The sequence below is a fragment of the Deinococcus marmoris DSM 12784 genome (assembly GCF_000701405.1).
GTDB lineage: Bacteria > Deinococcota > Deinococci > Deinococcales > Deinococcaceae > Deinococcus > Deinococcus marmoris.
In genome coordinates, this window is sequence record NZ_JNIV01000034.1 from 1 (window position 1) to 21,050 (window position 21,050).

The window sequence follows — 21,050 nt, forward strand, 5'->3', positions numbered from 1 at the left end:
CGCTCCATTGGAGCGTATTCCACGGGAGGGCCTTTTGAAACCATCGGCGGAAGGTACGTTCGTGGAGTCCGCTGTAACGGCTGAGATTCAGGGCATTGATTCGGCCAGGAATGGCCTGCCACACCGGCATCAGGTGGAGGAAAAAACGCTGTTGGGCAGCGGGGAGATTGAGCAGGGTGAGCAGCACAGGTAAAATAGTCATTGGGTCTCCTTGGGTGTGGGCTTGAGAACCTCACCCTACCGGAGACCCGTTTTTTGGGCCACCCCTACTTTTCGTCAAAACTGTCCGAACCATTGATGACTAGGGCTTAGGGCGACGCAAGACTTGGAACCGAGACCTGCGCTAAGGACATGAGCAATCTGGATTCTTGCGGCTGGGAGAGTAGTTCCCGAAAGATTCAACTGAACCTTTCTCCGCGCCGATTGACTCCAGTCGGGCATTCGATGATTGGAGCTGAATCTCTCGGGAAACCTGTCCAGCACGCCTTCAATATAGTTTTGAGTGATTCGCCGGATCATTAATAGACACAAGGTTTTGCCCTTAGCGCAGGTTTCTGGAGGAAGTCTCAGCTCACCCCGTTTGGGGGGAATCTAAGGAGGCTGTCACCAAGCGCAAAGTGAAGCGATTTCACAGGCAGTGGGGAGAAAAGTACCGCTTCTAGACAGTGGCGGCACTTCCGATAGCCTTCCGCTTCCAAAACTGGCGTGGGGAAGGGGTAGAAATCTACCTCCTCCCAAAGTGCGAATGCCGTTTGCGTTATCGGTACTCTCGGAAAAATCTTTTTCACAGAGGAAATATGGCTGAGAGGGCAGAATTTCCACTTTGCGTTTTGTAGCAGCTTCCTTAAACCACCCCTAGTTCGTCTGGGATGTCCATTCCTTCTGCTCTCAACACAGATACCGCCTGCCCCAGATACACCGTGTTCCAGGTGGCGATGATCGCCACCAGCAGAGTGATGTCGCTGTTGCAGTGGTCCTTGGCCCGAGTTCTGCTCAGGCAAACACTTGCCGGATCTCACATTGCCCCTTACACGTACGCTATCGACGAAGCCTTCCTGCCCAAGCTATTCCACCATTCGAATTAGCTCCTCATTTGGACTCCAAGCCGCTGGAGACTCCCTTGCCAGTTTTGCCTCAGCGCCGATTCTGCCGCAGCCATCTGGCCTGCCTGCAACGCCTCAACCAAAGCGGCATGTTCGTGGATTGACGCCTGCGCTGAGGCCTGATGATCGAAATACGCCAGTTCGATCCGTTGCAATTTGCGTTTCAGTGTATGCAGCGTTCCCTGCAGCTCGGTATTGTCAGCCCGGGTGATCCAGACGGCATGGAAGTCGGTATCGGCCTGTACGGCTGAGCGGGCATCGCCCGCCAGGAGCGCCTGCCCCAGCCGCCCATTGATGGCTCCAAGCGTTTCAAATGCTTCTGGGCCAAGGTGGGGCAGTGCCAGATGCAGCGCCAGCGTTTCCAGGACCTCAATGACTGGATACAGCTCGGCGGCACGGGCGGGGTCCAGGGGCGAGATGCGCGTCCAGCGGTTCAGAGCCGTTTCCACCAGACCCTCGTCTTCCAGACGGCGCAGCGCCTCCCGAACTGGCGTGCGGCTCACGCCCATGCGCTCGGCGATGTCCTGATCGCGGAGCGGCTCGGCGGGCTGCAACACCCCCTCGATAATCCAGCGGCTGAGCTGGTCATACACGTCCTCACGGGCGAGTCGCCGGATCGGTCTGAGGGGCGCATCTGGAAGGGGCATACCAGATGCTACCAACTCCGCCGAGTAATATGTAATATATCAGTTATGACGGAATCTGTGGCTGAGCTCCTGGCCCAACTTATTCGGATCGACTCAGTGAATCCCTCCCTGGTGCCGGGCGCGGCAGGCGAGGCTGAACTGGCGCAATTTGTCCTCTCCTGGTTGCACGAGCGTGGGATCGAAGCAAAGCTGGATGAGGCTGCGCCCGGACGCCTCAGCGTGATTGCCCGTGTGCCCGGCAGTGGGGGTGGACGCTCACTGCTCCTCAACGCCCATCTCGACACTGTCGGCACTGACAACATGGCAACCCCCCTGGAACCAGTCATCCGGGAAGGCACAATGTCTGGCCGGGGCAGCTATGACATGAAGGGTGGTCTGGCCGCCTGTCTACTGGCGCTGCTTGATGCCAGCCGGGCCAAGCTGCGGGGCGACGTTATTCTGACCGCTGTGGCCGACGAGGAACATGCCAGCCTGGGTATGCAGTCCGTGCTGAGGCAGGTCCGTGCCGACGCCGCCATCGTCACCGAACCCACCAGCCTGCACCTGTGCGTGGCGCACAAGGGCTTTACCTGGCACGAGGTCACCACCCATGGACGGGCCGCACACGGGTCACGGCCAGACCTCGGCAACGACGCCATCGTGCAGATGGGCCGGGTGCTGGGCGGTCTGGAAGCCCTGCAACGCAACCTGGAATCCAGACCGGGCCACCCGCTGCTGGGCCAGGCCTCAGTGCATGCCTCGCTGATCCAGGGTGGTCAGGAACTGTCGAGCTACCCGGAGCGCTGCACCCTGCACGTCGAGCGCCGCACCCTGCCGGGCGAAACCCTGGCAGACATCGAGGCCGAGTGGCAGGCGCTGTTCTCACCCCTGCGCCACGACAGCAATTTTCAAGCTGAGCAGCGCGTTCTGATGGTGCGTGATGCGTTTGGAGTGTCCGCTGACGCCCCCATCGTGCAGACCATTTTGCAGCAGGCAAAGCAGGTTCTGGGACAGCCCCCCGCGCAGATTGGCCTGAGCTTCTGGATGGACTCGGCGCTGCTGGCCGGGGCAGGTATTCCCACCGTGGTCTTCGGGCCGCACGGCGCGGGCGCACACGCCGCCGAAGAATGGGTGGATCTCGCGTCTGTGCAGCAGTGCCGTGAGGTTCTGACGGCCACCCTGACCGCTTTCTGCGCCTGATCCGCCTTTCGCCCCTGCTGTTACCTCCGGAGCCATCATGACCCAGCAGTTTGAAATCAGCCCCCTGTACCTGAATCCTTCTGTGGAAACCTTTGCACCAAAGGACATGCCCGGACTGCTGGCATTCCACCGCTCCCTGCCTAGCTACGCGCCAACCCCACTGGTGCGCGCTCCCGCCCTGGCCGCCACACTGGGGGTCCAGATCGCCTGGGTCAAGGACGAATCCTCCCGCCTGGGCCTGCCCGCCTACAAGATTCTGGGGGCTTCCTGGGCCACCTTTCGTGAGTTGGAGACCCGTTACGGCCCATTTGCGCCGTGGAGGACGCTGGATGAACTGGCCGCGCAGCTCGCGGGCCACGGACCGATCACGCTGGTGGCCGCCACCGACGGCAACCACGGACGGGCCGTTGCGCGCATGGCCCGCTGGCTGAATCTGAACGCCCGGATTCTGGTGCCGCAGGATATGGTGGCCGCGCGCATCGACGCGATCCGTCAGGAAGGGGCAGCGGTGCAAGTTATCTCCGGCACTTACGACGAGGCTGTGGCGGCTGCCGCCCAGCTCGCCGACCGCGCCCACATCGTGATCAGCGACACCGCCTGGGACGGTTATACTCGCGTTCCTGGCTGGGTCATCGACGGCTACAGCACCATTTTTGAGGAAGTTGAGACGCAACTGACGGCCCAGAACGCCGCGCAACCGGACCTGGTTGCGGCGCAGATGGGCGTGGGTTCGCTGGCCGCCGCCGTTGTCCAGCACTACCGCAGTCCGCAGCGTCAGGCGCAGGTGGTCGGAGTGGAACCGCTGAGGGCGGCCTGCGTGCTGAGGTCGCTTCAGGCGGGCCACCTGACTGAAGTGCCTGGGCCACACGTCTCGATCATGGCGGGCCTGAACTGCGGCCAGACTTCGCCGCTGGCCTGGCCGCTGCTCCAGGGTGGCCTGAGTGCGTCTGTTGCCATTTCTGACGGGCGGGCGAAACAGGCGATGCGTTTGCTGGCCCAGGACGGCGTGGTTTCAGGCGAGAGCGGGGCTGCCGGGGCTGGGGGCCTGCTCGAACTGTTCGGCGATGATCATGTTACCCGGCAGGCACTGGGGGTTCATTCCGGCAGTAGCGTTCTCGTGATCTCTACTGAGGGGGCCACCGATCCCGGCGCGTATGACCGCATTGTTCAGGTAGGGAGCTGAGTGACTGGAGGCGAGAGAATCAAGGCTCTCAGCATTTCGCACATGAGGCATTCTGCGAACTTGCCAGATCACGCTTGCGGCCTTAACGGGGGTTTTCGGGCGATTGAGGCTACAACGCGCAGAATCTGCGTTTCTGGTACTGGCTGATCTGGCAAACGTTGCGTGCTCACGATCAGGGTCAGGACTGGAGTGACGATGTGGCGCACCTGATGGCCCGCGTGCTGCACGACATCAGACAGGACGAGCAGATCGGCAACCACAAGCAAAGCTGCCCTGCCCCGCTGGTAGTGAACGGGCTAAGAAACTGCGGGTTGCTGGACGCGTTGCGGCAGATCGCGCCGACACGGGTGGGAAAACGGCCTCGGGCGGTCTGAGTGATCCCATCACCGTGACGCAAGATGCAACGCCTGGGGACAGACCACCTGGTACGGTGAGGTGATGCCTTTCCAGCCGCTCGACCGGGACCAGCCAGACGTGATCATGATGTGCCGGAACTGTCAGGCAGAGTGGCTCATCTATGAACAGCAGATCGGGCTTTCCATGCCCTGTCCGGCCTGTCATCGCGTGGTCTACCCCCAATACCAAGGCAGGACGAAGGGGGAAGGGGATGGGTGTCAGTTGTCGTTCAGCACCTTTAAGCGACTGCTCAACACCCCGGACACTTCAGCAGATTTCATCCGGCTGGTCGAACACCTCCTTGACCTCCGGCATGAAGGTGACCTCCACTTCGTGGACGTCTCGGGCCATAAGCTGGGGGCAGAGGAAGTGCATTACCGCATCCAGAGCCAGGAGAAGGCGCAGGGCGCAATGTACAACCGGGCCATGAACATTATTCGCTGACACTGTCATGGCTGACAGTCTTCCCGTCGACAGCCAGAACGTCTTCATCTTTCTTGGCGTACAAAAATGTCGCCGCCGGATCTCCACTCCGAGTGGAGCCGTGAGAAGAGACCAAGCTGCGCTTCGGGACACCGTGGGTACCTTCGCGGGATGACACACTTCAGGAGATGCCCAAGTCGCCTGCCTCCCTGCCCACCAGCCTGCGGGATGTGCCGCCCGCCAAGCTGTTCCCGGACGTCTTCGCCCGTGATCCACAGCACCAGGGATTCGCGCGTGGCGGGCGGGACGCAGCACTCCAGGCATTGGCTGTCATTGACCCGGTGACCTATGGACGAGACCGCTCCCAATTGGACGGCCATGTCAGCCGCCTCTCACCCTACCTGCGCCACGGCGTCCTGACCCTGGCCGAGGTTCGGGACGCCGCCCTGACTCACGCGCCGGACACCGCCCCAAGCCGCGTGTGGAAATACGTCAACGAGTTGAGCTGGCGGGACTACTCCGTGCGCGTCTACGCCGAGGTGGGTGACCTGATCTGGCAGGATTTCGAGCCGTACAAGACGGGGCTACCTGCCTCTGATTACAGCCGTGAGTTTCCCGTTGATATCGCGAACGGCACGACCGGGGCGGTTTGCATCGATAGCTGGTCCCAGGATCTGCGCGAGACGGGCTACCTGCACAACCACATCCGGATGTGGTTGGCCAGTTACGTCGTTCACCACCGCCGGGTGTGGTGGCAGGGCGGGGCGTCGTGGTTCATCACCCACCTCCTAGACGGCGATCCGTCGTCAAACAATCTGGGCTGGCAGTGGGTCGCCAGCACCTGGCGTTCGTACCCGTACCTGTGGAACCGGGGGAACCTCATCAAATACGCCGGGGACCGTTACTGCGCCGCCTGTCCCCTGGCAGACGCGGGCTGTCCCTTTGATGCCACCTACGCCGCTCTTTCAGAGCGGCTGTTCGAGGGTAAAGAAGCTGCCCCCAGTGAGAGCGGTCAACTGGACCCTGCGAGGTTAAAGGCCGTTCCCTGGGAGCCGCCGCCCACCCCCAAGACCATCTCTGGTGCGGTGGTGTGGGTGCATGGTGATCGCCTCTCGCCGACAAATGAGGCGCTGGCCGCCTACCCCGAGGGACCTGCCGTGTTCGTCTGGGACGATCAACTCCTGGAGGATTGGACCATCAGCGCCAAACGCCAGACCTTTATTCACGAATGCGTCGAGGCTCTGCCTGTCCACGTTCTGCGTGGTGATGTGGCCGCCGAGGTGATCCGCTTCGCCCAAGCGCACGGGGCCGACACCGTGGCCACCACACCCAGTCCCAGCCCGCGTTTTGGGGCCATCGTCACAGCACTGGAGGCGGCGGGCTTGACGGTACAACTGTGGGCAGAACCTGTGTTTGGGGAGAGCCTGACGCCACTGGACCTACGCGTCCACGGCGACTACTGGCGGCAGATCAGTGCCAGCGCCTTCGGGAAAGACCCCGCGCCGCCTAAACCCAAGCGGCCCCGCGCAAAGAAAGCCAAGTCGGCCAAGGGTGAGAAGTAAAGCCAGCTCAACGTCGCATTGACGGGCCTTCCCCTAACCCCAATACTGGGTCATGAAAAAAGCTGCGTGGTGGCTGGGTCCGGTCCTGCTCGCGTCGTGTGCTCCAATGCAGTCCATGCAGACTCAGGCCCGCTGGGTGCCCATCGATCCGCAGAACCTGTTGGTGTTCGACACCACCAAAGGACGCATGATTGTCGAAATGCGCCCGGACCTGGCCCCCAAGGCCGTCGAGCGCATCAAGCTCCTGGCCCGCGAGAAGGTGTACGACGGCCTGCAGTTCCACCGGGTCATTGATCTCTTTGTCGTCCAGACAGGCAATCCCGACAACAAAGATGGGGGAACGTCCACCTATCCGAATCTCGAACCCGAGTTCTCAGCCAGGTTGCCTGCCAAAACAGTCTGGCGACAGGTCACCCAGACCAGCGACGGCAATGCCGGTTTCCTGGGGACCATGCCGATCTTGACCGTATCGGATGCCGAAACCCGGCGGCGCAACGTACCGGACTTTCAGGCGTGGGGCGCGTACTGCCCCGGCACGGCGGGGATGGGCCGGGGCGAGGCCCAGGACAGCGCCAACAGCGAGATCTTCTTTATGCGTGGGGCGTCTTCATTCCGGCTGGGCCTGCAGTACACCGCGTGGGGCAACGCAGTCATCGGGCGTGAGGTGGTGACCTCAGTGATCGCTGGGGAACCCCCCACGAACCCGGACATCATGCAGCGCGTTCAGGTGGCTGCCGATCTGCCGGAAGGCGAGCGGCCTGTCGTCGAGATGATGGACACGCAGGGTCCAGCTTTCGCGCAACTGGTGGATCGGGTGCGGCGAGAGAAGGGAGCAGATTTCAGCATCTGCGACATCCAGGTGCCCACGCGGTTGAAATAAGACTGCTGGGCTCATGCCGCGAGTGCAGATCAATTGCGTTCAGGACACCAAACGCCGTTCCGATTGAGACCTTCCATCTGAGGAAGCACTGAGATTCAGCATCAATACGCCGTCACCCAGTAACTTTTCCCGGGTCTCCGAACTTCACACCCCCTTTCTGGGATCGAAGACGTCGCGCAGGCCGTCGCCGAGCAGATTAAAGGCCAGGACCGTCACCAGGATGGCGAGCGCCGGGGCGCTGGAAGCCCACGGGGCCTGCGCGATGTAATTGCGGGTTTCAGAGACCATTGCGCCCCACTCCGGCGTGGGTGGTTGTGCGCCGAAGCCGATGAATCCCAGTCCTGCGGCGGTCAGAATAGCGTTGCCCACGTCGAAACTGCCCTGCACCAGCAGCGGGGCCAGTGAATTGGGCAGCAGATGCCGGAAGGCCACCCGACTTTGTGAACTGCCCAGCGCGCGGGCCGCCTCCACAAACTCGCGCTCACGCAGCGCCAGCACCTGGGCACGGATCAGGCGGGCGTAGGTGGGCCACGACACCACCGCCACGGCGATCATGACGTTGGTCAGGCTTGGCCCCAGTGCCGCCGAGATGGCCATGGCCAGGATTAGGCCTGGAAAAGCCAGAAAGATATCGGTGACGCGCATGATCACCTCGTCCCACCAGCCGCCCAGCAGTCCGGCAATCAGGCCCGCTGCCGAACCCACCAGCAGTGAGGCCAGCATGACGCTGACGCCGATGCCCAGCGAGATGCGCGCGCCGCTGAGAACCCGCGTCAGTACGTCGCGGCCCAGTTGGTCGGTCCCCAGCAGGTGTGCCGCAGACGGCGGGGCCAGTCGCACGGCCAGATCCTGCGTGCTGGGACTCCCCACCAGCAGCGGTCCCAGCACGGCCAACAGCACCAGCAAGACCAGCAGCATCAGCCCGATCATGGCTCCACTGTTGCGCCGGAAACGCCGCCAGACCGCGCTGCCCGTGCCCCTCTCTGCAACGAGGGCAGCCGTCACGAGAAGCTGATCCGGGGGTCGAAGAAGCCGTAGGCCAGATCCACCAGCAGGTTGACCACCGAGTACGCCAGTCCCGCGATCAGCGTGACGCCCATGACTGCCGGAAAGTCCAGACTGATGGCGGAGGTGGTGGCGTAGCCGCCGATGCCCGGCCATGAAAAGATCGTTTCAGTGAGAACTGCGCCTGTCAGTAGGCTGCCGAACAGGCTGCCCAGCACCGTCAGGACAGGCAAAGCAGCGTTGCGAACTGCGTGCTTGCCAATCACCCGTGCTGGGGTGAGTCCCTTGGAGCGTGCCGTGCGGATGTAGTCCTGAGACAGCACCTCCAGCAGCGCGCTGCGGGTCATGCGGGTGAGGAGCGCAGCCGAGTACGCCCCCAGCACCAGTGCGGGCAGGATCAGGTGCCGCAGTCCGTCCCAGAACACTGCCGGATCGCGGGCCAGCAGGCTGTCGATCAGGACCAGGCCAGTGTGGGTGGGCGGAGCCAGGCTGTAGACGTCCAGGCGGCCTGGTCCCGGGAGCCAGCCCAGGCGTTCATGGAACAGCGTCAGGGCCAGAATGGCCAGCCAGTACACCGGAGTCGCTCCCCCCAGCAGCGCGAAGGTCCGCGCCAGCAGGTCGGGTGGCCGCCCCTGATACAAAGCGGCGATCACCCCCAGCGGCAGACCGATCAGCACTGCAAAAACGACGGCCACCAGTGTCAGTTCCAGTGTCGCTGGGAAGAAAGCGCGCAGATCATTGACGATTCCGTTCTGGGTTCGCAGTGAGGTTCCCATGTCGCCGCGCAGCAACTGGCCCATGTAGATCACGTACTGCGTCGCCAGCGGTTTGTTCAAGCCATTGCGCTCGCGGAAGTCGGCCAGTTGTTCTTCGCGGGCGTTGTTGCCCATCGCCGCCGCCGCTGGATCGGAGGGCAGCGCGTGCGAGATCAGGAATGCGCCCAGCGTCACGCCCCACAGCACCAGAACCATCAGGGCGAGTCGGCGCAGAATGTAGGTCAACAATGGAGCCTCCTGAATGGGGAGGGGCGGCACGCCACCCTTTCGCGCGCCGCCTCCCGCAGTTGATGGGCTACTTCTTGCTGATTTTCTCGAACTGCACGTCGCCGTTGGCATTGCGGCTGAAGCCGGAGACACCTGCCTGAATCACCACGGGTTTGTAGGGCTGATACAGGATGGCGAAGGGGCCATCCTTGGCGAGCAGCGCCGTGAGTTGCCCGTACTGTGCCAGTCGTTTGGCCGCGTTGGTCTCGATGGCCGCCGTCTGCGCGAGTTTGCTGGCCTGCGGGTTGTTCCAACCGTTGCGCCAGGCCAGCGATTTGGCAGCGTAATCGCTCAGCGGGGTGCCGTTGCCGTCGGCGTCGGGATAATCGGGACTCCAGTCTGCCTGGATCAGCGGAGCTTTCTGGGCGCGGTAGGTGGTGTACAGCTCGGAGTTGACCATCTGCTTGATGTTGGCCTTGATGCCGATCTTGGCAAGGTCCGCCTGAATCTTGGCGGCTAGATCCTGGCACGGCACCCCGCCTGAGCACGAGCCAGTACTCACCAGGAAGTCCACACTGAAGCCGTCCGCCTTGCCTGCCGCTTTCATCAATTCCTTGGCCTTGGCGATGTTGCTGGGGTAGTAGATCTTGGGGTCCGATCCAGTCAGGCCAATCGGGACGATGGTCTGCGTCTTGCGGCCCAGGCCCTGAAGCAGGCTATCGATTATGCCGTCCTGATCGACGGCGTACCGGACCGCCTCGCGCACGCGGGCGTCTTCAAAGGGCATGCCCTTTGCTGAATTCATGCCCAGGTACGACAGCATGAAGGTGTCAGTCTTAAGCGCCTTGAATTTAGGGTTGCTCTGCGCGGCCTTGAAGGCGTCAGGCGTGTAATTCCAGGCCACGTCGATCTCGCCGGAATTCAGAGAGCTTTGCTGCGCGGCGGACTCGGTCATGTAGCGCAGGATTACGCGCTTGATGTTGGGCGACTTGCGAAAGGCATTGGGGTTGACATCCAGCGCCACCTGCGCGCTGCGGTCCCAGCGGTTGAGCACGAATGGCCCGCTGCCTGCCGAATGGTCCTTGAGCCAGGCCGTGCCAAAATCCCCCTTGACCTCATGCGCTTTGGCCTCGGTTGCATCTACCACGCCCGCCACGTTGAAAGTCAGCAGCGCCAGTACGATATTTGGGTTGGCGGTCTTGGGAATGTCCATGACCACCGTCTTGGCGTCGGGCGCGCTCAGTGACTTGGCAGTGATGTTCGCCACGTCGGTCAGGAGGAAGCTGGACGGCGTTTTCAACGCGATGACGCGGGTCAGGGAGTAAATCACGTCGGCGGCGGTGACAGGACGCCCGGTGCTGAATTTGGCGTCGCGCAGCTTGAAGGTGATCCGCGAGCCAGTAGCCGTGGGCGTGACCGTCCAACTCGATGCCAGGCGGGGCTTCAGGGTCTTGAGATCGTTGCCCTCATAAATGACCAGTGTGTCGTACAGGTTGCCCGCCACCAGAGAGCCACTGAACTCGTAGGACACGCCAGGATCGAGGGTGATCAGATCGGAAAAGTCTCCGCCGATGACCAGGGTGCTTTGCCGTGCGTTCTGGGCGCTGGCCAGGGACAGGCCCAGGGAGAGCGCCAGCGCGAGACCCCGAGAGAAGCTATGAATTTTCTGAGCGGACGCAGTCTGCTGGGACATAAGGTTCTCCATTTGAAACACGGTCGAGTTGTACGGAACAGCGTCTAGGCCACGCTTCCTAAACCAGTTTCCAGAGAGAAATCGGTGGCTGAACTGAACGTGAAGTGGTTGGCATCAACATACTCCTTATCTGCTAGCCATGAGGTCAGCACTGAGGGTCAGGCAAGCGATGCCGTGTCGAGGCAGTCGTGGCACCAGCCTTGACGGATTACCGTTTCAAATTCATGCCACCGTCTGCCGAGCGGTCTGCACGCTCCAGACGTGGCGCTTCAGAGCCACCTCCAGGCTCTGCTGGGTGTGTCGTTCCTCGGTCCGCAGCCGCAGCAAGGGCAGTCCGGCGCTGCGGAAGGCGGTGTCCTTCACCGCGTCCCGGTACTGTTGGGTGGCGTTGTCGTGGCTCGCGCCGTCCAGTTCGCTGGCAAAGGCTGGGCGGTGGTCCGGCAGCGACACCACCAGGAAATCCACATGCTTGTCCCGCAGCCGGGTGTAGGTCCCCTGCCGCTAGTGTGGGGCCGCCGTGATCAGGAACAGATCGTTCAGGCGCACGTTGGGAAACACGCGGTAGCCCGGCGGCAGCGCCTCTTCCAGCACCCGGAAGAACGCCTGCTCGCTGCGGCTGAAGAAGTAGCCCTTGACCTTGATGGGCAGGTGATCGGGGATCTCTGAGCGGACAGGGGGTGTGGGCTGATGCAGGCGAGTGGTGGCTGTCTGTTTCTGTGCCTTTGCCCAGGTGGACACTCCTCTGCCCTGTGTATCTGCCTGACGTACTGCAGCAGGGGTTGGCCGGGGAGATGACGCCTGCTGTGCCCGGACCCTAGCGAAGACCTCGCGGTCCAGATCGTCCACTGGGCGTGGCGGAGTGGGGGCGGTGTGGTGCGGTGGGCGAATGCCCAGAGGCAGTTTGCTGACGCGCTGAAACCAGCGGACAAACATGGCCAGCCCGTACACCGAACCGCCAGCGACAAGCAGGGCAAAGACCAGGGCGATCCACTCTCCTAGATTCATCCCCATCAGCTTGCCCGCTAGCGTCTGACACGGTTATTTCAAGACTTGATCATCACCACAACGTAAGCCCATAGCTTGAAGGAGGCTAGAATGGTGGCTACCATTCTAGCCAGAGGTAATGCCATGCGGAACGTTGGGATCAAGGAACTCAAGGACCAGGCCAGCGCCATTGTCGGTGCGGGCGAGGCCGTCATGATCGAGAAGTACGGGCGTCCCGTGGGCATGTACGTGCCGCTGCACGGCGGTCAGGGGAGCGACAAGGGCCAGGTGTACCAGTTGGCCGAGAATGTTCAGCGCCTGATGACCGAGTTGGCGACTCAAAACGGTCTGACCCCGGACGCCCTGGCTGACGAAATCGAGCGCCTGGCCACCGAGGACCAGAGGCCCCGTTAAAACCGATCAAGGACTGCGCCTCTCGGAGGCGCAACGGGAGTTGCCCTCTGCCGCCCGTCCCCGCCTTTAGCTCTTCAACACCTCTGTGCCCAATTTGCTCAGGTCACGGTCAAAGGTCACCACTGGAAAGGACAGACTCAGGCTCAGGGCATGCAGGTAGGCGTCGGCAAAATCGACATTCCTGGCCCCGAACACCCGCAGGGCCTCGCCCAGCACCCGGCCTTCCAGCGCCTCGACACCAGGGAGTGCCAGCACGTCCAGCAGGCCTGCCGCCAGGGCGGCCCGGTCCAGCTTGTAAAACGACTTCAGGGTGTAGACGCACTCTGCGAGAATGGCCGCCGGGATCAGCAACCGGATCTCCCCGGCGGCGGCCCGTTCAAACACGGCGGCGGCGCGGGGGGAGTGTTGCGGGTGGTCATCGAGCAAAAAGCGCAGGATCACGTTGGCGTCGGTCAGTACCTTCAAGGCGTGTGTTTCCCGGCCACCGCTCCCTCAAACGCATCCCGCTCTTGGGCGCGGGTGGTGCCGGGGCGGGCCGCATGCCGGAACCGTCCCCGCACCTCCGAGACTTTCGGCGCGCGTTCCACCACGGCGGTGAAGCCGTCTGCATTGACCTCCAGTCGCAGTCGATCCCCGGCTTGGAGATCCAGAGCGGTGCGGATTTCGGCGGGAATGGTGACTTGCCCTTTGCTACTCAAGGTGGTGTGCCGCATAGAGCCTCCTGCCTTACACTATATACTTGCCTTACTTATTTAAAAGTAAGTCGAAGAGTATCGCTATCCCCGTCAAGCACAGGTATAGTCGAAAATCATCTTCAGCGAAGGGCCGCGCCGTCAAGGCGCATTGATGGTCCGCAATGCCCGTGCCAGTGAATCGCAGATGGTGCCCTTAATCTATGCCACATAGCCCCCGACTTCCGGCACCTCGCGCACCTGGCCAACCCCTTCCATCAAGCCCAGAATATCTTCGATGCGACTCTCGCCCACGCCCGTGAAGCTCCCAGCGATCTGCCCTGGCGTCAGTGGGCGAGCGCTGTCTTTGAGCAACTGGCGCACCACCTGGGACTGTTCCCTGGTCTTCTTGGGAAAGGCTGGGAGCCGAGTTGCGGCAGCGCTGGTCTCCACGGCCTCCACCAGCAGTCCCTGTACAGAGCGGTCTGGATTCTGGTACTCGGGGCGCAGGTACTGCACGATGTCCTGGCGCTCCTCGGCGGCGCGCCGGGCGTTCAGGGCGGCCAGCTTTTCCAGCAGCTCCAGCGCACCCAGGTCAGCGGACCAGCCGTAAGCATCGGCCACCAGCGTATCCAGCTCGTCATGCAGGTCTTTCAGGGTTTTCACCAGACCGCGCGTGTTCACATCGCGCTCGGCGTCGGTCAGCGCCTCGCCTGCGCGCAACTTTTCCAGCACGTTGTAGAGGCCCGTCAGGGTCAGGTCTGGGTGTAGGTTCAGGCGCTGTTTGCGGTGGGCGTCCAGTTCCTCGGCTTTCTCGCGGATGGCCCCCTGCTGGGCAGGCGTGGCGGCGGGAAAGGGGAAGGTCTCAAAGCAGCGTGTCTTGTTGTAGCGCGGGCGATCTTCCAACGTACCGCCCTGAGCCAATGCCCAAACCACATGAATGCGGCTGCTCAGCACGCCCAGCACGTAGGCGTCGTCGTGTGCGACGGCCACGATCATGTTGTCCGGCAGGATGGCCGCGTCCAGAAATTGAAAGGTGCGGTGCTTGCTGGTTTCCACGGTGGCGATGTAGCGCGTTAAACCGTTAAGGGCCTTCCGCAACTCTGGGCGAGGCTTGCCGAACAGCCACCAGAGCTTCGCGTATCCTGCCCCATCTACGGACTGTGCCTTCGCGTCCCTTTCAGGCTTGACCGACTCTTTGAGATATTGATAGACCTCTGGGAACCTTGTCCGCACATCATTTTCAGTCAAACCGAACAGATCAATGACCATCACGCCACGCGAGGTCTGGTTCAGATCGCGCCCGTTGCGGTACTGGCGTATATGCTTCTCCAGACCCGGTATGCGGCCCAATCCCAGATCGGCGGCGTCGGTCCCCCTGAGTCCTGTCTTCGGATCAGGTTTGGACTGGCGAGGCACGATAAAGCCGTTTCCATGCAGCTTCACACCGGGATTGCTCAGGTCGCGCATTGCTTCTAACGCACCTGCCGCCGTCACGTCTGCCCCCACCGTCAAGTCCGGGTGAATCAGCCCCCTCCCTTCCTCCATCTCCACCTCGTACTCCCCGTTCTCACCCGCCGTTTCCTTCACCACGCGCTCGATCACGCCCTCACGCACGCCCCGGCCCACCACCGTCATGGCAATGCGGACCGCCGCGCCATCGGCCTCGTCCACCCACGGATGGTCCGGCACGGCGTACAGCAGGCTCAGGGGCCGGGTGGGGCTGTCCAGCGCGGCCTCGATCACGCGGCGGTTGAAGGTCTGTTTGATGCTGTTGGTGGTCACGAACCCGAAGCGGCGTAGGGTGCTGGCGTCCATCAGTTGTGCGGCCTTGAACCACCAGTACATCACGAAATCGGCGCTGTCCGGCACGCCGGGGTGGTGTTTGCCGATCTTGTAGACCGTTCGCAGCGCCTTGACGTAGCCGTCGCCCAATGTCTCGCGCATGGGGCCAGCGCCGATAAAGGGCGGGTTGCCCACGATGAAGTCCGCGATGGGCCAGGAGGGCGCGGTGGGCGAGAGGTACTGCACGTCTGGCACGCGGGCGTCGGGGTCTGGCACCATTTGCCCAGTCTGATTTTTCACCCGGCTCACGCCGTCCCAGCGGGTGGCCTCTGGGTTCACCTCCGTTTTCCGGTACTTCAGCACGGCGTCGGTCTGTCGGATGTTCTTGAACGCCTTCAGCACGGGTTCGGGGGGCGCAGGCCGCGCGTGTTTTCCACGGGCGTAGATCTGGAGGTAGCCGATCCACAGCACCAGACTGGCCACGCTGGCGGCGCGCGGGTTCAACTCTAGGCCCAGGAAGTTCTCGGGGCTGACCTCCAGCAGAGGCGCTTGCCCGCCCAGGCCCGTCAGGTAATCCAGGACCTCGGCCTCCAGCCCCTTGATCAGCTCCATGCTGACGTAGAGAAAATTCCCCGTGCCGCAGGCCGGGTCCAGCACCCGCAGCCCGCGCAAATCGGCCAGAAACGCCTCCACCTGGGCCACAGCTTTCTGCCGCGCTTTGCCCTGTTTCTCGGCGCTGCTCTCGGCGGTGACCTCGCTCAGATCCTTTTCCACGGCCACCAGCACGCCGCCCCAGTCCTGGCGCAGCGGCTCGATCACCACGCGCTACCAGCCGTTCTACATAGGCGCGCGGCGTGTAGTGCGCGCCCAGGCGGTGGCGCTCGGCGGGGTTCAGCGCCCGCTCCACCAGCGTCCCGAAGATGCTGGGTTCCACCTGACTCCAGTTGCACTCGGCGGCCTCGATTAGCAGTTGCAGTTGCTGGGCATTGACGGGCAGTACCTCCACACTCTCAAAGAGTCCGCCGTTGAAATGCAGGATGTTGGCCCGCAGGAAGGTGCTGTAGCCGCCCCTGGCCATGTGGCCCCACAGTTCCCCGATCAGCGGCACGAATCCGGCCAGATCGGGACCGCCCTCGGCGTCCCGCAACGAGCGCAGGCCCTGAGTGAATTTGCCCCTGGGGATCAGGTCCATGTCCTCGGCGAACATAGTGAAGATCATCCGCATCAGAAAGGCGCTGATCTGCCCGGCGTTAAAGGTGGGTTTGCCCTTCTCGTTACTCTCCCGGCGGTTGTGTTGCCTTAACTTGACCCACGGCAGACAGAGGGCAGGGGTGGCCTGAACTTCAGGCCACCCCTGCCGCGACGGTGAACCACGTCTGGAACGCTTGTTTCTGATTGCTTCTTCTCACTGCGGCGCAAACACTGGTGCGGGAATGATGGTGGAGATTGGTGATCCGGGCGTGCAAACTCAGGAATACTTGAGCGCGTTTCCGTCGTCTGAACCCCTGCTGACTCCGCTCCTGTCGTCGTGTGAAGCGATGTTCCTGCTCAATAACGTTGTTGCAGCGGGCCGTGGAGATCACCTCCTGGTGGTTGACGTCAGCCAGGCTCGGGATCTCTCGGATCGCGGCTCCATAACTCCAGAGCTGATCGGTGTGAATGACCTCTGGAACGTCGTATTCACCGAGCAGTCTGGTCAGGAAGGTCTTCGCGGCCTCGGTGTTGCGGTGGCGCTGAAGGAGAACATCGAGCACGAAACCGTGCTCGTCCACCGCGCGCCACAACCAATGGCGGACACCATCCACCGTCGTGCAGACCTCATCCAAGTACCACCGGGAACCCCGGCGGGGTTCCCGGTGACGCAACGCCTCAGCAAACAACGAGCCAAATTTCATACACCATTCGCGGAGGGTCTCGTGGCTGACTTGGATGCCGCGCTGGTGGAGTAATTCCTGAACGTCCCGGTAGCTCAGCGGAAAGCGGTGATAGAGCCAAATTGCATGCTGGATTATGGTCATCGGGAAACGGTGGCGGTAGGGCTTGGCGTCGGTCACGGACGGTCAGCCTATCCCACCTCGGTTAAGGCAACACAACCCTCAGCATCGGCGTCTGTCATGCCGTGCGGAGCGGCGGCCAACTCCACCACCTGAATATGGGGCCAATGCCTACTCACCTGGCGCAACGCACTCACACGCACCACCGGATCGCGAGCACCGCCGAGTAACAGCACCGGGCGTGGGACAAGCGCCAGATCCGGGAGCGCGCTCCGGTGTTCAATCGAGCGGGCAAGCTGATAGAAGCGCCAGATCCCGGTCCGGACGTACGCACTCAGGCAAAGCGGCCAGAAGCCCAGTCGTTCCCGGGGGATGTCCCGCAGCAACCGCCACACTTGCCTGGGTAGGCTGGGATTCTCGGGAAGACCCGTCGGTGCCACCGCGATCAATGGTCCGGTGAGCTGGGGATAACGCCCGGCAAGCTGAAGGACCACTTCTCCTCCGAGCGAGTGACCCACGAGGACCGGACGGCTGATCTGCTGCGTCTCCAACCACAGGGCCAGGTGATCGGTCAACTGCGCCACGCTGACCGCATCGTTCCAGCGCCCCTGAGAGAGACCCTGGCCTGGCGGGTCATAAAGCCAGACGGTGTAATGCTGGGCCAGCAGGTGGGCCAGCCGGAGGTACATCCATGAAGCGCAGCCCAGTCCTGGAACGATCACTGCCGTGATCGGGTGACCGCGCCCGTACACCCGGGCGTGGGTGCGCAGACCGCGCACCTCGCAGTACACCGCCTGGCCCCTTGGTTCTGCCTGAGTGCGCTTAGCCACGCAGCGGCCCTTGCCCGGCTTCAAGCGGAATGAGCTTCTGGACCCAAGAGCTGGAAGCAGGGCTTCCTGTATCCAAAAATCCTGCACGCGAAGATTTTTTCAAGCGAGAAGACTCCACCCAGCAGCTTCTGAACCCTTCATTCGATCACGATTTTCGTGGGATCGAAATCTATCTCAGGAAACTGCGGGTTCATGTCGTTCAGGGTCTCCAGCAGGATCTGCGTGATCAGGTCATTTCTGAACCACTTGTGGTCGGCGGGAATCATGTACCAGGGGGCCGTAGGCGTACTGGTGGCGCTGAGCGTGTCCTCGTAGGCCTTGGTGTAGTCGTCCCACAGGGCACGCTCACTCAGGTCATTTTCACTGAACTTCCACTGCTTTCTTGGCTTGTCCAGCCGGTCCTGGAAGCGGCGCTTTTGCTCGTCCTTGCTGATGCTCAGGTGGAATTTCAGAATCCGGGTGCCACGGTTTTGCAGGGAGACCTCAAAGGCACGAATCTCGTCGTACCGGCGTTGGATCTCCTGTTTGTCCACTTCACCGTGGACCCGTGTGACCAGCACATCTTCATAGTACGAACGGTTAAAGACCCCGATCATTCCAGCCGCTGGCGTATGCGCGTGAACCCGCCAGAGAAAGTCATGGCTCAGCTCCAGAGGAGTGGGTTCTTTGAACGCGGTCACGTTGACGCCCTGTGGGTTCAGGCCAGTGAACACGTGCTTGATGGTTCCGTCCTTGCCGCCAGCGTCCCGGGTCTGCAACACGACGAGCAGACTCTGCTGTTCTTCGGCATACAGCCGTTCCTGAAGCTTGACCAACTGAAGCTTCAGTTGAGGTCTGCGGACTTTGACTTCCTCCTTGCTGACGCCCTTGGTTCCGTCGGTGGTGTGGTCCTTGAGACTTAACTTCTTCCCTTCACGAACCTGATAGGCCTCAATCTTCATCGGCGCAGGGTAACACCAGCACTGGTCCAGCCTCCTAGCGGAAAAGTTCACGAAACGGCGGGATAGGGAGCCGGATGACGCCCTCGATACCGCTCCCTCCCTGGCCGCTCTCAGGGTTGTCGATGATCAGGGCGCTCTTGAAAGGGATTGACGGTTCAGAGGTCATGAAAATCGGTACAGCACAAGGTTTTGGCTTGATCCTTGGGGAACAGTTCAGGTCCAGGGGTCTCCTCATTGCGTTCCTGAACCAGAGAAGCTGAGAAGGGGGCTCCAGTCATTTTTTAGGCTGAGTCCGTATCTCTTCTTCGCTCTACGACGCAGCGTTGCAAGTCCACTTAGATTGAAAACCCCGTCTCACCAAATCAGCACTTCTGGTCACCTCACACGTTCAATGACCAGGGCCGTCGCATTGTCTGGTGCGCCCGACGCCAGACTCAGTTCGATCAGTCGGTCTACCACCCCTTGGAGCGAAGGTTCGTGGAGCAAAAGATCGTGCAGCACATCTGGCAGCACCTCACCCCACACCCCATCTGAAATCAAGAGGACACGGCTGCCCACAGGCACCTCCAGCGGCTCTGGAAAAACCTGAACATAATTGTCCTGTGCGGCCCGCAAACTGCCCAGTGAACGCAGCACCTTGTTGCGTTCCGGGCTGACCTGGGCTTCTTCCGGCGTCATCTGACCGCTAGCAACCATGGCCGCCACATAAGAATGATCTTTGCTGAGCTGCTGCACTGCGCCGCCCTGAGCCAGGTACGCACGGGTATCTCCTACATGCCCCAGTTGCAACTGCGTCCCGCAGATTTCTATCCCGGTGAGCGTACAGCCTCCGTCGCGGCCTTGCATATCTGCCAGGACCGCAGCATTGGCTTCCCAGACCTGGGCTTCCAACGTGGGTGCCTCTGAACCCAGAAAAGCGCGGACTGCTGCCTGACTGGCCACTTCACCTGCCGCCATGCCGCCCATCCCGTCGGAGACGACGGCCCGCAACGTCACTGCTCCGCCGCCGTGTTGCCCGGTCTGATGCCACACGAACCCGTAAGCATCCTCGTTGGTGGGCCGTTCGGGGTTCAGGCCGATGTCGGTGGCCGCTGCCAGTTGATAGACCGGCAGTCTGGCTGACGCCGCCCTGAGGGCGGCCAGCAATTCAGTGGGCGTCAGGCGCTGCGGCAAGGGAGCCAGCATCCCACTCAGGAGTTGCGGCACGCCCGAAGCATTGACGCCCGCCAGCACAATGGACGACGGCCCGTCGGTGGGCAGGGGACGCCCAGTCAGCCACTGGAAAAACAGTGCTCCCAGCAAATACACCCCGCTTTTTGCGTCTGCGAGTTGCCCCTCCTGGACCTCAGGCGGCGTAAAGTTGTCGCGCAAAGTGGGTTGAGCCGCTTCGCCCAGCCGGGCCACTTGCGGCGGCAGCCTCAATTTCACTCCCTCGCGGGTTAATTGAACGCTGAGCGGATCAAGGTCAATGACGGCGTAACCCTGTTTTTCCAGCGCAAAGAGCAAACGGGCCAGGTCAGTCAGGTACGCCCGCGCTGTGGCGGAATCAAGCGGCAGTGTCAGGGGCGTCCCCTCGGTGGGGGCCAGCACCCACAGATCGCCCACCTGGGTGACCCTGGGCAGTAGCCTGTGGGGACGCAACTCTGCCCACAGCGGCTGGGGGCGCACATAGACATCTACGCTGGGACCAGCGCCCAAGGCGTTGGCGCTAAACCAGCCACGTCCCAGGTCCTGATTGAGCTGATAGCCGCTGACCACCTCACCTGCCTGCGGACCTTGCAGGGCGACGGTTGGCGCGTAGGTTTCTTCTTCCAGCTCACCAGTCACAAAGCTGGAACGGTCCGAGAGACCATCTGTAGGCGCGACTTCGAACCCACGTTCCAGCCCACTGAGCGGTTCTGTAACGGCTGATTGTGCTTCGTCAATCAGGCTGTCTGTGGTGGATACAGGTGCTGTACCCACATCGCGGTCTAAAGACACTGAGCTGTTTGAAGGGGTTGAACTCTCTGGAGCCGCTGGCCCATCTTCACCGAGAGGATTTTCCAACCCGGCTGCGCTGTCTGAATCATCAGCGTCCGGGATATCAACTGGACCCTCCCCAGCGTCTGGGCTTTCCAGAACTTCGCTAGTGGTGGCCTCGAACGCCGCGCTGTCCACACCGCCTATATCCGGTGGAGAGGGAAAGGCGTAGTCCACATCCAGCAGATCGTCCGCGTGCTGCTTGTCAGTGAGATCATCCAGCGTTTTCGTTTCAAGCGGCAGTGCCGACTCTATGGGCGGCAGCAGTGCAACAAGCGGTTCGGGCGGCTGGGTTTCAGGCTGCCGAACCTGCTCGGCGGCGGCCAGATCGTGTGGCGCATCATCAGGCTGGGTCATG

Annotated in this window: 20 protein-coding genes and 2 pseudogenes; 7 read left to right on the forward strand and 15 right to left on the reverse strand. The window is 62.1% G+C overall.

The window, feature by feature from the left end; genetic code table 11:
- Together Q319_RS27005 and Q319_RS0109895 are read right to left on the reverse strand one after the other, a co-directional pair.
- Nucleotides 1-202: pseudogene (locus Q319_RS27005) on the reverse strand (IS4 family transposase); the annotation flags it as partial.
- 879 nt (nucleotides 203-1,081) lie between these two features.
- Complete coding sequence (locus tag Q319_RS0109895) at nucleotides 1,082-1,750, reverse strand: GntR family transcriptional regulator (RefSeq protein ID WP_029482238.1); 669 nt, start codon at nucleotides 1,748-1,750, stop codon at nucleotides 1,082-1,084.
- A 96-nt stretch (nucleotides 1,751-1,846) separates the two neighbouring features.
- Between Q319_RS0109895 and Q319_RS0109900 the strand changes: the two genes are divergently transcribed.
- The 6 genes from Q319_RS0109900 to Q319_RS0109925 all read left to right on the forward strand — a co-directional run bounded on the left by Q319_RS0109900 (nucleotide 1,847) and on the right by Q319_RS0109925 (nucleotide 7,373).
- Entirely contained in the window at nucleotides 1,847-2,929 is a 1,083-nt protein-coding gene (locus Q319_RS0109900; RefSeq protein ID WP_245619095.1) for a M20/M25/M40 family metallo-hydrolase, read from the forward strand.
- Between the two features lie 37 nt (nucleotides 2,930-2,966).
- Nucleotides 2,967-4,112: a diaminopropionate ammonia-lyase gene (locus Q319_RS0109905; protein WP_029482242.1), complete on the forward strand. Its 1,146-nt coding sequence runs from the start codon at nucleotides 2,967-2,969 to the stop codon at nucleotides 4,110-4,112.
- A 158-nt stretch (nucleotides 4,113-4,270) separates the two neighbouring features.
- Nucleotides 4,271-4,486 carry a hypothetical protein gene (locus tag Q319_RS27015; RefSeq protein ID WP_156039267.1) on the forward strand — a complete coding sequence of 72 codons (216 nt, stop codon included), beginning with the start codon at nucleotides 4,271-4,273 and terminating at the stop codon, nucleotides 4,484-4,486.
- A gap of 244 nt (nucleotides 4,487-4,730) precedes the next feature.
- Nucleotides 4,731-4,952, forward strand: coding sequence for a hypothetical protein (locus Q319_RS27020; protein WP_156039268.1), 222 nt, complete (start codon nucleotides 4,731-4,733; stop codon nucleotides 4,950-4,952).
- A gap of 167 nt (nucleotides 4,953-5,119) precedes the next feature.
- Nucleotides 5,120-6,493, forward strand: coding sequence for an FAD-binding domain-containing protein (locus tag Q319_RS26180; protein ID WP_081845976.1), 1,374 nt, complete (start codon nucleotides 5,120-5,122; stop codon nucleotides 6,491-6,493).
- Nucleotides 6,494-6,608: 115 nt separating this feature from the next.
- On the forward strand, nucleotides 6,609-7,373 hold the full coding sequence (locus tag Q319_RS0109925; RefSeq protein WP_051655261.1) for a peptidylprolyl isomerase: 765 nt from the start codon (nucleotides 6,609-6,611) through the stop codon (nucleotides 7,371-7,373).
- A 144-nt stretch (nucleotides 7,374-7,517) separates the two neighbouring features.
- Here Q319_RS0109925 and nikC read toward each other — a convergent pair whose 3' ends face one another.
- The 5 genes from nikC to Q319_RS28640 form a co-directional block, all read right to left on the reverse strand.
- Nucleotides 7,518-8,378: a nickel transporter permease gene (gene nikC, locus Q319_RS0109930; protein WP_051655262.1), complete on the reverse strand. Its 861-nt coding sequence runs from the start codon at nucleotides 8,376-8,378 to the stop codon at nucleotides 7,518-7,520.
- Nucleotides 8,375-9,379: an ABC transporter permease gene (locus tag Q319_RS0109935; protein WP_245619097.1), complete on the reverse strand. Its 1,005-nt coding sequence runs from the start codon at nucleotides 9,377-9,379 to the stop codon at nucleotides 8,375-8,377. Before Q319_RS0109935 ends, nikC begins: the two co-directional genes overlap by 4 nt.
- A 70-nt stretch (nucleotides 9,380-9,449) precedes the next feature.
- Nucleotides 9,450-11,054 carry an ABC transporter substrate-binding protein gene (locus Q319_RS0109940; RefSeq protein WP_051655263.1) on the reverse strand — a complete coding sequence of 535 codons (1,605 nt, stop codon included), beginning with the start codon at nucleotides 11,052-11,054 and terminating at the stop codon, nucleotides 9,450-9,452.
- Nucleotides 11,055-11,276: 222 nt separating this feature from the next.
- Nucleotides 11,277-11,534: a DUF2726 domain-containing protein gene (locus Q319_RS28635; RefSeq protein ID WP_281173833.1), complete on the reverse strand. Its 258-nt coding sequence runs from the start codon at nucleotides 11,532-11,534 to the stop codon at nucleotides 11,277-11,279.
- A 21-nt stretch (nucleotides 11,535-11,555) separates the two neighbouring features.
- Complete coding sequence (locus tag Q319_RS28640) at nucleotides 11,556-12,059, reverse strand: PDDEXK family nuclease (RefSeq protein WP_245619101.1); 504 nt, start codon at nucleotides 12,057-12,059, stop codon at nucleotides 11,556-11,558.
- A gap of 90 nt (nucleotides 12,060-12,149) precedes the next feature.
- On the opposite strand from Q319_RS28640, the gene Q319_RS0109950 reads away from it, so the two are divergent.
- On the forward strand, nucleotides 12,150-12,452 hold the full coding sequence (locus Q319_RS0109950) for a type II toxin-antitoxin system Phd/YefM family antitoxin (protein WP_156039269.1): 303 nt from the start codon (nucleotides 12,150-12,152) through the stop codon (nucleotides 12,450-12,452).
- 66 nt (nucleotides 12,453-12,518) lie between these two features.
- Here Q319_RS0109950 and Q319_RS0109955 read toward each other — a convergent pair whose 3' ends face one another.
- From Q319_RS0109955 to Q319_RS0109990, 8 genes and pseudogenes are all read right to left on the reverse strand, one after another.
- The gene (locus Q319_RS0109955) at nucleotides 12,519-12,917 is read right to left on the reverse strand and encodes a type II toxin-antitoxin system VapC family toxin (RefSeq protein ID WP_029482257.1); all 399 of its coding nucleotides are present in this window, start codon (nucleotides 12,915-12,917) and stop codon (nucleotides 12,519-12,521) included.
- A complete protein-coding gene (locus Q319_RS0109960; protein ID WP_029482259.1) occupies nucleotides 12,914-13,165 on the reverse strand; it encodes an AbrB/MazE/SpoVT family DNA-binding domain-containing protein in 252 nt (83 codons plus the stop codon). Before Q319_RS0109960 ends, Q319_RS0109955 begins: the two co-directional genes overlap by 4 nt.
- 180 nt (nucleotides 13,166-13,345) lie before the next feature.
- Nucleotides 13,346-15,727, reverse strand: coding sequence for a class I SAM-dependent DNA methyltransferase (locus Q319_RS24415; RefSeq protein ID WP_156039270.1), 2,382 nt, complete (start codon nucleotides 15,725-15,727; stop codon nucleotides 13,346-13,348).
- Nucleotides 15,728-15,980: 253 nt separating this feature from the next.
- Nucleotides 15,981-16,133, reverse strand: a pseudogene (locus Q319_RS29040) (type IIL restriction-modification enzyme MmeI); the annotation flags it as partial.
- Nucleotides 16,134-16,251: 118 nt separating this feature from the next.
- A complete protein-coding gene (locus tag Q319_RS0109970; protein ID WP_029482261.1) occupies nucleotides 16,252-16,962 on the reverse strand; it encodes an IS6 family transposase in 711 nt (236 codons plus the stop codon).
- Nucleotides 16,963-16,973: 11 nt separating this feature from the next.
- A complete protein-coding gene (locus tag Q319_RS0109975; protein ID WP_156039272.1) occupies nucleotides 16,974-17,732 on the reverse strand; it encodes an alpha/beta fold hydrolase in 759 nt (252 codons plus the stop codon).
- 137 nt (nucleotides 17,733-17,869) lie between these two features.
- Nucleotides 17,870-18,673, reverse strand: coding sequence for a polyphosphate kinase 2 family protein (locus tag Q319_RS0109980; protein WP_029482265.1), 804 nt, complete (start codon nucleotides 18,671-18,673; stop codon nucleotides 17,870-17,872).
- 375 nt (nucleotides 18,674-19,048) lie between these two features.
- Nucleotides 19,049-21,049, reverse strand: a complete 2,001-nt coding sequence (locus Q319_RS0109990; RefSeq protein WP_051655267.1) for a protein phosphatase 2C domain-containing protein — start codon at nucleotides 21,047-21,049, stop codon at nucleotides 19,049-19,051.
- Nucleotide 21,050 lies beyond the last annotated feature (1 nt).

Excerpts from the sequence above, each read along its gene's own strand:
- Q319_RS0109905 (WP_029482242.1), top strand. The coding sequence starts at position 2,967 with ATGACCCAGCAGTTTGAAATCAGCCCCCTGTACCTGAATCCTTCTGTG.
- Q319_RS0109990 (WP_051655267.1), bottom strand. The coding sequence starts at position 21,049 with ATGACCCAGCCTGATGATGCGCCACACGATCTGGCCGCCGCCGAGCAG.
- Q319_RS26180 (WP_081845976.1), top strand. The coding sequence starts at position 5,120 with ATGCCCAAGTCGCCTGCCTCCCTGCCCACCAGCCTGCGGGATGTGCCG.
- Q319_RS0109925 (WP_051655261.1), top strand. The coding sequence starts at position 6,609 with ATGCAGACTCAGGCCCGCTGGGTGCCCATCGATCCGCAGAACCTGTTG.
- Q319_RS28640 (WP_245619101.1), bottom strand. The coding sequence starts at position 12,059 with ATGAATCTAGGAGAGTGGATCGCCCTGGTCTTTGCCCTGCTTGTCGCT.
- Q319_RS0109950 (WP_156039269.1), top strand. The coding sequence starts at position 12,150 with ATGGTGGCTACCATTCTAGCCAGAGGTAATGCCATGCGGAACGTTGGG.
- Q319_RS0109940 (WP_051655263.1), bottom strand. The coding sequence starts at position 11,054 with ATGTCCCAGCAGACTGCGTCCGCTCAGAAAATTCATAGCTTCTCTCGG.
- Q319_RS0109960 (WP_029482259.1), bottom strand. The coding sequence starts at position 13,165 with ATGCGGCACACCACCTTGAGTAGCAAAGGGCAAGTCACCATTCCCGCC.
- Q319_RS0109980 (WP_029482265.1), bottom strand. The coding sequence starts at position 18,673 with ATGAAGATTGAGGCCTATCAGGTTCGTGAAGGGAAGAAGTTAAGTCTC.
- Q319_RS0109895 (WP_029482238.1), bottom strand. The coding sequence starts at position 1,750 with ATGCCCCTTCCAGATGCGCCCCTCAGACCGATCCGGCGACTCGCCCGT.